15 protein-coding genes, 1 tRNA gene and 1 pseudogene are annotated in these 13,925 nt (G+C 56.5%); 9 read left to right on the top strand and 8 right to left on the bottom strand.

From position 1 onward, the window contains the following. Position 1: 1 nt before the first annotated feature. Positions 2-988 carry a metal ABC transporter solute-binding protein, Zn/Mn family gene (locus O146_RS0108380; RefSeq protein WP_081820619.1) on the bottom strand — a complete coding sequence of 329 codons (987 nt, stop codon included), beginning with the start codon at positions 986-988 and terminating at the stop codon, positions 2-4. Positions 989-1,155: 167 nt separating this feature from the next. On the opposite strand from O146_RS0108380, the gene O146_RS0108375 reads away from it, so the two are divergent. The 5 genes from O146_RS0108375 (at position 1,156) to O146_RS0108355 (ending at position 4,879) form a co-directional block, all read left to right on the top strand. Beyond that, the gene (locus O146_RS0108375; RefSeq protein WP_027018182.1) at positions 1,156-2,262 is read left to right on the top strand and encodes a LacI family DNA-binding transcriptional regulator; all 1,107 of its coding nucleotides are present in this window, start codon (positions 1,156-1,158) and stop codon (positions 2,260-2,262) included. A gap of 84 nt (positions 2,263-2,346) precedes the next feature. Beyond that, positions 2,347-2,535 (top strand): hypothetical protein, encoded by a 189-nt coding sequence (locus O146_RS0108370; RefSeq protein WP_027018181.1) that lies wholly within the window; start codon positions 2,347-2,349, stop codon positions 2,533-2,535. Continuing rightward, positions 2,522-3,304 carry a hypothetical protein gene (locus O146_RS12230; protein WP_155896256.1) on the top strand — a complete coding sequence of 261 codons (783 nt, stop codon included), beginning with the start codon at positions 2,522-2,524 and terminating at the stop codon, positions 3,302-3,304. Before O146_RS0108370 ends, O146_RS12230 begins: the two co-directional genes overlap by 14 nt. A gap of 164 nt (positions 3,305-3,468) precedes the next feature. Then, positions 3,469-4,491 carry a zinc-binding dehydrogenase gene (locus O146_RS0108360; RefSeq protein ID WP_027018180.1) on the top strand — a complete coding sequence of 341 codons (1,023 nt, stop codon included), beginning with the start codon at positions 3,469-3,471 and terminating at the stop codon, positions 4,489-4,491. Positions 4,492-4,588: 97 nt separating this feature from the next. Then, a complete protein-coding gene (locus tag O146_RS0108355) occupies positions 4,589-4,879 on the top strand; it encodes a hypothetical protein (protein ID WP_027018179.1) in 291 nt (96 codons plus the stop codon). A 31-nt stretch (positions 4,880-4,910) separates the two neighbouring features. On the opposite strand, the gene otsB is transcribed toward O146_RS0108355, so the two are convergent. The 5 genes from otsB to thrE form a co-directional block, all read right to left on the bottom strand. Further along, positions 4,911-5,693 carry a trehalose-phosphatase gene (gene otsB, locus O146_RS0108350; RefSeq protein ID WP_051619371.1) on the bottom strand — a complete coding sequence of 261 codons (783 nt, stop codon included), beginning with the start codon at positions 5,691-5,693 and terminating at the stop codon, positions 4,911-4,913. Between the two features lie 33 nt (positions 5,694-5,726). Beyond that, positions 5,727-6,317 (bottom strand): hypothetical protein, encoded by a 591-nt coding sequence (locus O146_RS0108345; RefSeq protein WP_155896255.1) that lies wholly within the window; start codon positions 6,315-6,317, stop codon positions 5,727-5,729. Next, entirely contained in the window at positions 6,314-7,867 is a 1,554-nt protein-coding gene (locus O146_RS11660) for an alpha,alpha-trehalose-phosphate synthase (UDP-forming) (protein ID WP_051619355.1), read from the bottom strand. The genes O146_RS0108345 and O146_RS11660 overlap by 4 nt, the downstream gene beginning before the upstream one ends. A gap of 54 nt (positions 7,868-7,921) precedes the next feature. After that, entirely contained in the window at positions 7,922-8,344 is a 423-nt protein-coding gene (locus tag O146_RS11655) for a hypothetical protein (RefSeq protein WP_021352422.1), read from the bottom strand. A gap of 94 nt (positions 8,345-8,438) precedes the next feature. Then, the gene (gene thrE / locus O146_RS11650; protein ID WP_023018379.1) at positions 8,439-10,043 is read right to left on the bottom strand and encodes a threonine/serine exporter ThrE; all 1,605 of its coding nucleotides are present in this window, start codon (positions 10,041-10,043) and stop codon (positions 8,439-8,441) included. A 220-nt stretch (positions 10,044-10,263) separates the two neighbouring features. Between thrE and O146_RS0108325 the strand changes: the two genes are divergently transcribed. Continuing rightward, positions 10,264-10,336, top strand: a tRNA-Thr gene (locus O146_RS0108325). Between the two features lie 167 nt (positions 10,337-10,503). Here the strand turns inward: O146_RS0108325 and O146_RS11645 are convergent. Further along, complete coding sequence (locus O146_RS11645; protein WP_279625088.1) at positions 10,504-11,679, bottom strand: IS1249 family transposase; 1,176 nt, start codon at positions 11,677-11,679, stop codon at positions 10,504-10,506. 86 nt (positions 11,680-11,765) lie between these two features. Beyond that, on the bottom strand, positions 11,766-11,924 hold the full coding sequence (locus O146_RS12665) for a hypothetical protein (protein WP_155896254.1): 159 nt from the start codon (positions 11,922-11,924) through the stop codon (positions 11,766-11,768). A gap of 242 nt (positions 11,925-12,166) precedes the next feature. On the opposite strand from O146_RS12665, the gene O146_RS0108315 reads away from it, so the two are divergent. The 3 genes and pseudogenes from O146_RS0108315 to O146_RS11640 form a co-directional block, all read left to right on the top strand. Beyond that, positions 12,167-13,129, top strand: a complete 963-nt coding sequence (locus tag O146_RS0108315) for a hypothetical protein (RefSeq protein WP_027018176.1) — start codon at positions 12,167-12,169, stop codon at positions 13,127-13,129. 38 nt (positions 13,130-13,167) lie between these two features. After that, positions 13,168-13,221, top strand: a pseudogene (locus O146_RS13245) (hypothetical protein); the annotation flags it as partial. Between the two features lie 51 nt (positions 13,222-13,272). Next, positions 13,273-13,925: YPDG domain-containing protein (locus tag O146_RS11640; RefSeq protein ID WP_035000723.1), on the top strand; the 653-nt coding region annotated here is incomplete at its 3' end.

Raw genomic sequence — 13,925 nt, 5'->3', positions numbered from 1 at the left:
TTTATGCGCTCGCCTTTGCGGCGGCTGCTTCCAGGTCATCGACGACGGAGTGGAAGTATTCCAGGAAGTTTTCGCCGTTGAGCGGGGTTTCACCGACTGGGACCATCGGGATGTCTTTGGCTTCGGCGGCTTCGCGGATGCGTTTGGTCAGGTCGGTTTCGGTTTGCGGGTTGTAGATGAGTACGTCGAGTTCGTCGTTTTCGATGAGTTCGAGGAATGAGGCCAGGTCGGCGGCGGCGGCATCGCTGTGGTTCAGCGTGGCGTGCCGGTATGACTCTGGGGTGACTTCGTCCATCTTTGTGTGGGTGAGGATGTAGTCGGCGATCGGGTGCGTTTGCGCGATGTTGATGGCTGGCAGGGCCTTGATTTGTGCGGCGATCTCATCTAGTTCGGCGTTGAGTTCGTCGATTTTCAGTGGCGCATCTGGGTGGGTTTCTTTGATGCGGTCGGCAACGCCGTTGGCCACGGTGGATAGTGCTTTGGTGTCGAACCAGACGTGTTCGTTGTTGGCGACGTCGAAGGTGTCGTTGTCGCCGTAGTACTGGGCGTGTGCCTCGGTGCCTTCTGGTTTTTCGTTGCCGGAGTTGTGTTCGTGCGGGGTTAGTGGCAGGGCGTGGATGACGATGTCTTCGTCGAGCGGTTCGTAGAGCCAGGCGTCGTATCCGCCGCCACCAGCAACCACGACGTCGGCTTCGTTGGCGCGTGCCAGGTCAGCTGCGGTGGGTTCGAAGTGGTGGGGGTCGGTGTTGGTGTCGCTGATGATGGTGCGGATATTCGCGATGGATTCGTCGTCGATGACGGCTTTGGTGAGATCGCCCCACACGCTAGTCGAGGCTACGATTTCGATGGTGCCTTCGCCGCCCGCGGCGGTATCGCCGTTGCTTGCCGACGTGGCGGTGTTTTCTGTTTCTCCCGATGAGCAGGCTGCCAGGAACATCATGGCGGCGGTGGCGGTTGCGGTCAAGACTCCTCGACGTTGTGTGATCATAGTTAACACTATGGTTGTGGTGAAAACAGTTGTCAATTGAAAATCTAGTGAAAATAAGCAGCTTGACGGCGTCTTCCTGGACTGTAGCGGGCCGCAAAACTCGGAGGGCTCGTTCGTCGTCAAGGCGGTGAAGAATGGCCTGGCCGAAGCCCGGTAGAATCACCCGCATGGCACCGCGATCACGGTCTGGGCTCAGCAAAGGAACTTTGGCATCGATTGCCGCCGATCTGGGCGTATCCCGTACGACGGTTTCTAATGCCTATAACCGCCCGGATCAGTTGTCCGCGGCCACCCGTGAGCGCATCATGGCGGCTGCGAAAGCCCGCGGTTACCCGGGGCCGGACCCTACGGCGCGTTCGCTGCGCACCAAACATGCTGGTTCCTGGGGTGTGGTGCTAACCGAACATCTGTCTTATGCCTTCGAGGACATGGCTTCGGTGGATTTTTTGGCCGGAATTGCCGAGTCCACCCACGGCACCGATTTTTCGTTGACGTTGATTCCCGCGGGCCCGGACACGCTTGCCGACGCCACCACTACCGCAGCCACCACTGCAGTGAACCAGGCTGGGGTGGATGGTTTCATTATTTATTCGGTGGCTGCAAACGATCCCTATTTGCGGGCTGCCCGCGCGCGTGGGTTGCCGGTGGTGGTGTGTGACCAGCCGACGGATTCCGGCGCGCCGTTTGTGGGTATTGATGACGACGCCGCGATCCGCCCGGCCGCCCGCGCCGTGCTGGAGGCGGGCCACCGGCGCATAGGCGTGCTTGCGATTCGTTTATTCCAGCAGCGCGTTGATGGGGCAGTGGCTGCAGCCGATATTCCTGGCGCAGACATGCACGTGCAGCGCGGGCGTGTTTCCGGGGTGTTGGATGAGTGCCAGCGCGCCGGGCTGGATCCCGTGCAGATTCCGGTGATTTCACGGCATATTAACGACGCCAATAATGCGCGCAGTGCCGCCCGCGAGATGCTGGATAAGCATCCAGAACTGACCGCGATTGTCTGCACTACTGATTCCATGGCTTTGGCGGTGTTGAACGAGGCCCGTGAGCGCGGGATTTCGGTTCCGGAACAGCTTTCGGTGACTGGGTTCGATGGTATTTCTGAGGCTCGGCATGCTGGTTTGACGACGATCATCCAGCCGAACAAAGCCAAGGGGGCTGCGGCCGGGCGTGTGCTGCGTGGGTTGATTGACGAGCCGGATAGTACGCCTGTGCGCAGGATTTTGGGGACTTCGTTATATTCCGGTTCTACGGTAGCCCCACCACATAATTAGAACTCGCGTTCTATGGAAATTGCGCAGAATCTGTAGTTATGTGAGCGGTAGAAGGCAGAATATCGACGTGATGGAAAGGAGGAAATGATGGCCGTTCGCCATATCCATCTGACAGAAGAAGAAGCCGCCCGGCAATTACAGGATTTAGAGGCAAGCGTGGAAGGTGGAATCGAAGAATTTGAAGCACGCGCTTACACGTATAGCCTTTCCCCGAAAGAAGCGGGTGTGTGGGACCGGATTGAAACTTTAAGGTGGTTGCTTGGCATTGAGTAGTGCTGATGAAAAATTGTTAGAGGCTAAAGCTGATGAGCTGGCTTGGACATTGACGGATGCGCTGGAATATTTTGCTGACAATGACTTTGTTCTTGAAACCGTGATTGCGCAATCCGCACGCGGTAATTCCATTGTTATTCAGTTCGCGCAGAAAGAAGACTTACCCAAAGTGGTGAAGTTGAAGTCTCGGGGATGGCCGGTTTTAGGCCTGGGGATGAAGATTAATTGCACTTGGGATTCTCAAGGGAAGCATCTAGCGGTTGAGAAGTCCTCGATTCGTGTGATGCCTTATGGCAGTGATACCGAAGCACCGTTGTTTCGTGTGGAGTACGTCAAGGAGCAGGATTTTCACCGCCCGAGTTCGCACATTCATGTCCATGCGCATCGTGATGAATTCACGCATCTCATGGGCTTTGCTTCCAAATTTGATGTTGAGCGGACAAAGAAAGTGCGTAATTATTTTCGGCGGGGCACGCGGCTATCAGAATTGCATTTCCCTACTGGTGGGCATCGCTTTCGGCCATGCTTGGAAGACGTCTTGGAAATGCTGCGCGTGGAGTTCAAGCTTGATGTTGATAACAGTAAATGGCAGCAACACCTACGTACAGCGCGTGAAAACTGGCGCAGAACACAGCTGGCTGCAGCGGTAAGGGATTGCCCGGATGAGGCGCTCCGTGTACTTGTCGACGAATACGGGATGCCGGAGCCAATTGGTTGGACATTGCCGGAATTCGACACGGCTTGGCAGAAAAAGTTTGCCCGCAGCTAAGCGGCTGCGCGTAGCAGATTGCATAAAGTTGCCGTGTCAACTGCATTTTCCTGGCTTGTCATTCCTTATTGAAAATTGCACCCAGCCCCAGTGTGTTGCGCTTCTTAGAATCGGGATTCTGCACAAAAGCAGAAATCCAATCATGACAAGGAGAGTGCACATACATGCGCGCTGTGACCATCCATGCTGCCGGTGATATTCGTGTTGAAAATGTCGCTGATGCACGACTAGAAAAACCTACCGACGCCGTTATCAAAGTTGCGGCGGCTTGCGTGTGCGGCTCTGACCTTTGGCCGTACCGCAGTGACGAAGAGGTAGACCCAGGTGCTCGTATGGGCCACGAGTATGTCGGCCAAGTCACCGAAATCGGTTCTGAGGTTCAGGATATTCAGGTTGGCGACTGGGTTGTTGGTTCTTTCGTCGCTAGCTGCGGTAAATGTGAAATCTGCCAGGCGGGTTACCCCTCTGGCTGCTTAAACCGCGAGTTTATGGGTGGTGTGGGCACCCAGGCGGAATATGCTCGTGTCCCGCTTGCCGACGGCACCCTGGTGAAGTTGCCTGCCGAACCAAATGAGGACCAGTTGCGTCACGTGCTGGCTGCCTCTGATGTGTTGGGTACTGGCTGGTATGGCGCAGATGTTGCAGGTGCTGGTGCAGGCAAGATTATCGGCGTAGTTGGCGATGGTGCCGTGGGCTTGTCTGCGGTTCTGGCTGCCAAGCAGATGGGCGCGGAGCGCATTGTGGTCTCGTCCCGCCATGAAACCCGCCAGGAGCTAGCGAAGAAATTCGGTGCTACGGACATTATCGCCGAGCGTGGTGAGGAATTTATTGAAAAAGTAAAAGAACTGACCGACGGTGTGGGCTTGCATGGTTGTGTCGAGGCCGTGGGCACGGACGGTTCAATGAAACAAGCCATTGGTGCTACCCGCCGCGGCGGCAATGTGGGCTTCGTTGGTGTTAGCCATGGGGTGCAACTGGATGGCAAGGATTTATTCGCTTCGATGGTTTCGTTGGAAGGTGGCCCGGCTCCAGTGCGCAAATACCTGCCAGAATTGGTTGATTTAATCTTTGCGGGCAAGATCACACCGGGTGATGTTTTCGATAAAACTCTGTCGCTGGATGATGCTGCCGCAGGTTATGCGGCTATGGACCGTCGTGAAGCCATCAAGGTCATGCTTAAGCCGTAAACGGTGTCATTTTCATTAACGTCCGCTTGTTGAAAATCCATCGACAATGATGTTTAATGAAAATGTACTGAAAACGAGGCGGAAGGGATGTCAGAAAATGACTCACGCAATCCACGAAGAGCACACCCACCAGCACGGCCCAAACTGCGGTCACGTTGCTATCCCACACGATGATCACGTCGACTACGTGCACGACGGCCACCTGCACCGCGAGCACGAAGGCCACTGGGACGAGTGCGAAAACGAGCAGCACCAGCCACACGAAACCCACGAGCACGAGCATGGCCCAAATTGCGGACACGTCGCTGTGCCACACGATGACCATGTGGACTACGTGCACGATGGCCACCGTCACGCATTCCACGATGGCCACTGGGACGAGCACTAAAATCCTCGCTGCCGCCTTCGCCCCCGGCCGTTTAAGCCCTAGCGAGGTACCTGCCGCGCCGGGCCGCCAGGTCCTGCAATACATTCGCCACCTCGTCAATATCTGCGACCCGGTGGCCCGCGCAGGTAGCACCGGCCCCGACCTTGATGCTCACATCATTGGGGCCGAGCACGGCGAAGGCATTTTCATCGGTGGTATCGTCGCCGATGAACACCACGGCATCTGCCTGTAAGCGTTGTTTTTCGCGCTGCAGCCAGGTGCCTTTTGTGATTTCTAGGGCAGAAAACTCCACCAAATTCTTTCCGGGGGTGACGGGGAACCCGCGCGCATCGACCTGGCGGGCACGCTCTAGGATCTCTTGTGCAGCCGCTGGGTCCTCCACTGCCAGGGGAGCAACATGAAACACCCGCTGGAACGGCTTGTTCTCCACGTAGGTGCCCGGGTGTTGTGTGGCTAAAGCTTCCAGCTCGGCGCCGACGTCGTCTAAGAAGTTCTGTTGCTTCGCAGTCAGTGGCACCGTGGCCCCGTCGCGGTCTTCTGCTCCGTGCGAGCCAACCAGCAATATGGGCGGTTCCAGTGGGCATACTTTTTCTAAACCAGCTACGTGTCGGCCGGATAGCACCCCGACGGTGGTGTTGAGCAGCTCGGATAGTTCCCGCAGCGCTTGTAGCGAACCGGGGTGGGCGTGCACGGCATAGGGGTCAGGATCAAAACCCGCCAACGTGCCATCGAAATCGGAGACGACTAGCAGGCGTGGGCTTTCTGCGGCTGCCACAAAAGCTGGGTGTGTGGCCAGAGAGTGCGGGGTGTTCATGCCCCACATGATAGTGGCTCGGCGGGTGGGCTACTACAGCACGAACATGCGCAGTGCAGGTGAATTGATCGGCTGCCCGTCGTCAAGCTGCATGACTAGCTCGCCGCGGCTGTCAAAGTGCAAGGCGAAGCGGTTGCCGGACTGCAACAAGCCGGCAATGTGGCTGTGTACCCAAGCGGCGGTTCCGGTGCATTCGGTGTCGATCTCGTCGCTGATGACTTCATTGAGCAGCACAAAGCTGGCATCACTAGCGGCGACGGACGCGCCGGAGTCATCGCTGAAACTCACCTGGGCCTGCAGTGGTGCGCAGCCGGTGTATCCCGCCATGCTGTTCTGGCTAAAGCCTAGGCGTGGTACCCCGGCGATATCGGTTGGTACTTCGGTGGGGTCTTCTGGCGCGGAATAGATGTGGGTGATCTGCCATGTGGAATCTAATAGGGCGCCGGTTTCTTCGTGCCCGCAGGCAGCTAAGCCCACACTGGCGCTGAGCAGCACCCCGGCCAGCACTTGTCGACGCCTTCGGTTCGGGCCGTGGTTGCGGCTGCAACTGGTGTTGCAGCTGGCGCTGTAACTGCCGCTGTGGCCGGTGTTGTAGCTGTGCCTGCGGCTAAAGCTCAGCCTCATGGGCGCTCACCACTTCCGGCAGCGAATTTGCTCGGGTTGAGTTCTTCCGAGCCGAACCTATCCAAGTTGGACAGGAAAGACTGCGCCCACCGGGCTACGTCGTATTCCAACACGTGGGCGTGCATGTGCTGCATACGGTCCCGCATGCGCTCCGGGTGCTCGCGCAACCCGGCCACGGCGGTGACCATCGCGGCTTTGATCGATTCCATATCGAAAGGATTGCACAGCACGGCTTGCGGTAATTCGTTGGCTGCGCCCGCAAATTCGGAAAGCACCAACGCGCCGGTGCCGTCGTTGTGGCAGGCGACGTATTCCTTCGCCACCAGGTTCATGCCGTCTTTAAACGGGGTGACCACCATGACATCGGCCAGGCGGTAGTAGCGGCGCAGTGTTTGTTTGGGCACGCTGGTGTGCTGGTAGTGCACCACGGGGTGGCCGAAGGTGGAAAAACGTCCGTTGATGCGCCCGACGGTTTCTTCCACCACCGAGCGGGTTTTGCGGTAGTGCTCGATGCGCTCGCGGGAGGGGGTGGCCAGTTGCACGAAGGATACTTCGCGCGGATGCAGCACCCCGGCTTCTAGCAATTCTTCAAAAGCTTGTAGTCGTTCGACGATGCCTTTGGTGTAATCCAGCCGGTCCACACCTAAAAACACCACCTGTGGGTTGCCAAGCGCTGCCCGTAGGCTCGCGATTTCTGCAGCATCAGCGTCTGTGAATTCCAGCTGCGCTGCAGAATCCAAAGAGATAGGGAATGCAGCAACCCCAACCTCGCGGGAATCCGGGGTGGTAATGCGCGCAGTAATTTCCCGCAAACTCGCAGTACCTAGTGCAGAAAAACCCTGCCCCCGCGGCGCCGATTCCAGGCTATCGCGGGCATCATGGTTGGAAACCCCATATCCTGCTGCCACCAGCTGTAAGAAGTGGTTGGCATCGGTGGTGAGCTGAAATCCCACCACATCGGCGCCCAGTAGCCCACGGATGATTTCGTGGCGCCAGGGCAGTTGTCGGAAGATATCTGGGTGTGGGAAAGGGATGTGCGCAAAAAAACCGATGCGCACGTCTGGGCGTAGTTGGCGCAGAATGCCGGGGACTAATTGCAGTTGGTAGTCCTGCACCCACACGGTGGCCCCGGGTGCGGCCACGGCGGCGGCGTGTTCGGCGAAGCGTGTATTGACTTCGCGGTAGGCCGTCCACCATTCGCGGTGGTAGGTCGGGGGAACAATCAGGTCGTGGTAGAGCGGCCACAGGGTGGCGTTGGAAAATCCTTCGTAAAACGCCTCGTAGTCGTATTCTGAAAGCGTGACCGGGTGCAGCAGTGCCCCGGCGTCGTTGTAAAACGGTTCGGGGCTGGCATCAGCCACACCGGGCCAGCCAACCCAGCAGCCTTGCCGGGATTCTAAAATGGGGGAAAGCGCAGAGACCAGCCCGCCGGGCGAGGCTTTCCATTCTGTGGTGCCGTCGGCGTTGTTGAGCAGGTCCACGGGCAGGCGGTTCGCGACCACCACGAAATCATGCGCGCCGACGCCGTGCCCGTTGTGCCCAACACTCACCGTGGTACCTCAATCACCATTTCGTTTATTCACCGTGCCACCGTTCCGGCAGGCTTAGTCAGCAGATTTCTTGGCTGTGGATTTCTTGGTGGCCTTCTTAGAGGTCTTTTTCGCAGACTTCTTTGCGGTCTTCTTCGTCGACTTCTTGGAGGCCTTTTTAGCAGTCTTCTTCGTCGACTTTTTGCTGGACTTCTTGGTGGCTTTCTTCGATGCCTTCTTGGAAGTCTTTTTGGTGGTCTTTTTGGCCGTGCCGGAGCCCTCTGCAGAATCGTCTGCCGGCTGCGGGTTTTGCTCGGCCAAAACCTTGGAGTGCACGAGCCCTTCTGGTTCTACACCGAGCATGCACATCAGGGTCACGCCATCCATGAAGTCTTCGGCGTAGGTGGCAACGATGCGCCGGGCGGCAGAAGCGGTTTGTTCTTCGACTGCCTGTTCTTGTTCTACTTCGGGATGCTTGTCAGTGACCTTTGGTGGCATGGAGTGCTTCCTCCTGGAACGGTATCGTTTTTGGGTCTGCTGTGCGTTTTACCTACAACGCTGTGCGTCTTACCTACAACTAAGCCATTCTACGCTATGTGTGGTCAGTTTTGCGCTGTGAGGTCTGGGTTTCTGAGGGCCGTGTTTGCGCGGCGTGCGCGTCGCTGTTGACGTTGGTGCTTGCCGACGCCTGCTTGCCCGCGTTGGTTCCGCTGTTGCCGCGGGGGATGCGCCGCGCTGCGGAGCTGCCTTTGGCGGCGGCTTTGGCGGCCTGGCGGTAAGAGAACCGTCCGGCGCGTTGCACGGCGGCGTAGGCGCGGTAGGAGCGGGGGCGGCGTAGGTTGCGGGCTACTTTTTCGCCGAAGACCACACCGGCTGCCAGGGCTGCGGAGATGGCGATGGCGCCACCGGCATTGGAAAAGCCGACGATGGCTTGCTCGTTGATCATCGCGTACATGCCGCGGTAGAGCATCAAACCGGGAAGCATGGGGGTATAGCCGCACACGGCGACGATTAGTGGTGGGATTTCATAACGGCGAGCCAGCAAACCACCGGCCAGGCCGATGATTCCCGCGGTTACGCCCGAGGCCAGCACCACGCCGGCGCCAAGGGGCACCATGATGCCGTAGTAGAAGATCATGCCTGCTCCAGCGGTGGCGCCGGCCACCGCCACTGCGGCACGGCGCGCCTGGCACGCGAAGGCGAAACCAGCAGAAGAAAGCGCGCCGAGCACAATGCGCAGCGGGATCTCGTGTGCGTTTGGTGGGCTGGTGTGCTCTAGCGGTGGTAGCTGCCAGCCGACCAGGATGGCGAATTGAATGCCTAGTGCCACGCCACCTACGATGGCGCCGGTCATCAGAATGGCTTCGAATAAGCGCGCTGCGGAGGAGACCGGGGCGCCGGTGATGCCATCGACAAAGCACTGCACCAGCGTCAAACCTGCCACCAGCACGATGATGCCGGAAGCAATCAGGTATGACGGCGAGAAGGTCCAGCCGATATTGCCCGCGAAGGTATAAAACCCAGCTGCGGGCACCGTGGCGATGAATCCGCCCACCACGTTTTGGTAAAACGCGGGCAGCCGGAATTTCGACAGCCAGGAGTTGGTGGCCATGATCGCAAACGAGATGATGAACGCCAGGATTCCCACTGCGGCGTCGCCACCGAGCATCACGGATACACCGCCGCCCAGCATGCCCCAGCCGACGTTGACCATCTTCGGCGAGTGTGGCGGTACTTCGGCCATGATGTTGTCGAGGATCTGCTCGGCGCGCTCTGGTGGGGTGGCACCGGACTGGATGGAGCGGATTAGCCGGTCCACGGCGGTGAGTTTGGAGAAGTCCACCGTCAGGTCTGGTGCCACGCGGAAGACGTTGACGGGGATGCGCTCGTTGATGGTGCCGATATTGGCGTGGATGGTGATTGTTTTTGTGGTGATATCCACGTGTGCCTGGTACAGGCCGTAGGCGCTAAGCACGGAGTGGATTTGTGCGCGCACGTCCGAGTTGGAGTTGCCGGATGAGATCAGGATTTCGCCGATGCGGGCGGCGATTTCCATGACTCCGGTCAGGTGTGCGGGGTTGGTGAGGTCCACCGGCGCCAGTGGCGATGGTGGTGGAGCGGCTTTGGCGGCGTCGACGGTGGATATTTTGGAGCCGGTGCCCCGCAGGTTTGTTTTCAGGTTGTTCAACCAAGACACAGTGGCTATACCTCATATCGCGCGGTTGCTGGGGGTGGTCTGTACAGTCTGTGGGGATTTTACATGTTTTGGCGGTGTGGCTTTTTGCCAGGAAGAGTGCCCTGGCTGGCGGGGTAATTTTTCTCTTGCCGACGCCTGGGCTAAAGTGTTTTCCCGTGCCCCCGCGCATACCGCAATGCTGTGTAGATGCAGCAGTGGTTGCGAGGAACGGTTGCACGGTGCTGGAGTGGCGCAATTGGTAGCGCAACGCACTTGTAATGCGTCGGTTGCGAGTTCGAGTCTCGTCTCCAGCTCATTTTCCCCTGGCGGGGTTTATTACCGCCAGGGGAATTACTGTTATTTTCCCTTGTCAGGTAATTCGGCTCGGGATATGCGACAAAAAGTGTGTCTGGGGTTGCTACCCCGTGTCGGGGTTGGGTTAAGTAGCAAAAATGTGTCTGATCGGCGTGTCGCCAATTCCCTAGATCTGGCCTTTCCGGATACCGATTGAGTGTGTGTATTCAACATCGATACCCTGGTCGTAGAGGGCTGGTCGTCCTGTTTGGTGGTCGGCTTCGTTCTCGTTGTGGGGCGTGGCGTTGACTTTGGCGAGTGCATCGCGCCCCCAGTTTTGTTGTTTGGCTATTTCGATAGGTGGTCTGGGGGCTTTCAGTGTGCAGGTAGAGCCACCATTCGAGCATTCGTCGTTGTCGCTCGCCTGATCTGCCGCGGTGGAGCCTCTGGTCAGTAGTTTCAGTTGCGCGTTGACTCCGCCTTCTAGGCTGTTGGTAGTTGATGCCCACTGGTAGTCGTTGGTTGTTGGTGTTTGTGGTGGCTGGAGAAATCTAAATAGCCATTGTTGCTGGTAGAGATGTTTCAGGCTGTTATAGGCCCTGCGCACGGATAGATGTGTGTATTCGCGCTTGCCGGTTGTGATGCTGAGTGTTTTTTCATCCATCCATGTGCGGTAGACGGTGTCGAATTCTTGCAGGTGGGTGGTCCATTGTGCGGCTTGGTCAATTGTGGTTATGCGTGTGAGGTCGAGGGCTAGTTTGTAGAGTGTTTTGCCGGCATCGGTGCGTGGTCGGGAGGTGAGATGTCTGCGCACGACGCGTTGGGCATGGACTAGGCATCGTTGGATGCGGGTTGTTGGCCAGGTTTGTTTGATGGCGTAATAGGCACCGCGGCCACCATCGAGGACCACCATGACAGGTGCTTGTAGGGGTTCGAGAAGTTGCTGGTAGGCCGCGGTTGTTTCGTGGTGTGCCCATACCCAATTGACAACGTGGTTACGTGTGGCAGCGATAAGAAGGCACCCGGCGCCGGTGTAGGTTCCGTCGATAAAGATTTGGTCGTAGATGCGGGCTGTGTCGATGTGGTGGTCGATATCGATGAACCAGAAGGTGTTGAAGCGTCGTTCCTGGCTGCGTCGGCTTATGGTGTGGTCAGCAGCGGTTTCGGTTATTGAGGCATTGTCGCAGATGCAGCTAATGAAGGTGTTGAAGTCTGCGGATAGTTGGCGGTCTGGACGTGTTTTTGTTGTGGATGCCCCGCAGGTTGGTGAGGTGCAACGCCATCGGGTTGTGCCTTTGGTTGTTGTGCCGTTTTTCTTCATTGTCCCAGTGCATACGGGGCATCGTGGTCTGTTTTTCTTCATGCGTTAAGGCAACACGCATGCTTAGCACAGATTCTGCATTGGATCGTGGATTGAGCGTATTCGGGGCGTTTATATCGTTGTGGGGGTTATAAATGCGTTGTTTTTATGTCTTTATCTGCGTCAATCCCGCCGATACGGACACGCTTTTTGTCGTATAACCCTTCGGCTCCGCGCCTTGTGCGTGCCGATTTGTGGCTTTCTTGATTCTCTAGCGTTACAAGAATGTAATTTTTATCAATAAGCATAAAGATTTTTTGTTCTATTGTTGTTCAACATTTTTGGGAAACGCACAGCTAAGAGCTCTCTATTGTTCGAAAGAGTGCGGAAATGTAACGCGAAAACCCAGGTATGCTGCTAGGTTTCAGCCGAATGGGGCTTGCCGATCCCTGAAAAACGCCTGTATTCTGTCGCTAGCAAGCTTGTTGTTCAGCTTGAAATTCCCTGACCCCAAATATGGGGCGACGTCTGATTCCCGGAAGGAATTATTTTGAATCACCAAATTCCCAAGAACAAGGCAGTGCGCCGTAAAGGCGTTACCATCGCGGCCGCTGCTCTTTCGGTGGCGCTGGTTGCACCATTCGCGCAATCTGTTGCCTACCCTGAGATTTCGGCTGCGGCGCAGGCGCAGGAGGCAACTCCAAAACGGATCGTGCAGACATTAGAACAAAATCCACCGACCTTTTATGCAAATGCAGAGGCTGTAGACATTGAGGTTGGAAAGCGAACCCGAGAGGTAGGTCCGCGGACTGTTAGGACAACCGGCGTGTTGTCTCTTCCGAAAGGTGAAAATCCGAAGACTGAAGGACAGCAGCTGAACCTTTTCTTTCCTCGGGGGACGACTTTCCGAGTTCGAGACTTGAATTATGGCTTCACTGCGTCGGGTTGGTACGGGGTCGCTCGCTCAAACGCTGGGGATCCTGAATCTTTGAAGGGCAAGACTAGCGAGATGCAGGCTCAGCTCTCTGGCACGCAAACAGCCTACCCGTATGTTGTGCCTAATACCGGTCAAATTCTTTTTGGTTTGCAAAAACGTGCAGAAGGCACAAGTGAAACAGTGCCAATGCAGGCGCGCTGGAAGGACGCGTCCGGAAACGAATTTATATGGAATTATGACCAGCAGATCGTAGTCGGGGTGGGAAGGACACAGAGTGCAGCTGAATGTGGTCCGGGTCAGAAACATGTTTCGCCACTTTCTATGGAATCTGTCCGTCAAACAGGTAGCTTCGTGCTGGGTAATGGCAAAACGAGTGTTGGATCAAACTTTGGCTGGTATCAGCAACCAATGGGATCCATTGGCGCATGTATGGATGTTAATGATCTGCCATCCTCCAAGAGCAAGCAGGTTGACTTTAAGTATGTGAACCCGGCACCTGGAGATACGGCGTCAGGTGTTCCAACTTTTCACCAAGACGGGAAACCTGAGAACGAGGTAAAAAACCAGGTAAGGTAACCTTCGAGCTCGGTGAAAATGCCCCATCTGGTGCAAGTATTGATCCTGAAACTGGTGTAGTTTCTTTTGAAAACCCTGTAGACCAGGAAACAACCGTTCCGGTTAAAGCCACGTATGATGATGGCTCATTTGATACGGCGAAGGTGGAATTCAAGCCCTCAGATAAGCGGACTGCTGATGAATTGACCCCTTCGTACAAGCCACTGACCCTGGATCAAGGTCAAGAATCTGCGGTCGATGCTCCAAGCTTCGATAAGGTTGAAACTCCTGATGTAGAAACTGACGCTGCCCCTGGAGGTACGACGTATAAGCTCAAGGGGCAGCCGAACTTCCCTGACGGCGTGAATGTACAGGTCAACAATGATGGCTCTGTTAGCGTGTCGGCAACTGACAATGCTAAAACCGGTGGCTTCAGCATCCCTGTTGAAGTGACGTATCCTGACAAGTCGACAGATACTGTAGAAGTTCAAGCCACGGTAAATGAAAAGCAGGTTCCTGCGCCTTCGATTTCTGGTGATGCTACTGCTGGTGGCAATGAGGTTCCTGAGGGTAAGCCGACCAAGATTGGTCAGAAGGTTGCTAATCCGACTGAGGGTATGGGCGGTACCGTCACTATTGATGACAAGCCTGTTGATGGTGCGACGGTAGCTGTTGATCCGCAGTCTGGTGAGATCACTGTTACGGTTCCTGAGGGAACTTTGGGTGATGGTGTTACTGAGAAGCCTGCGAAGGTTCAGATCACTGATGCTGATGGCAAGAATGTTGGGAATCCGATTGATGCGAAGGTGACTAAGGA

This window comes from Corynebacterium pseudodiphtheriticum DSM 44287, from assembly GCF_000688415.1.
Taxonomy (GTDB): domain Bacteria; phylum Actinomycetota; class Actinomycetes; order Mycobacteriales; family Mycobacteriaceae; genus Corynebacterium; species Corynebacterium pseudodiphtheriticum.
The sequence above is the reverse complement of the archived record's forward strand: the minus strand, read 5'-3'. Positions and strand labels throughout refer to the sequence as shown.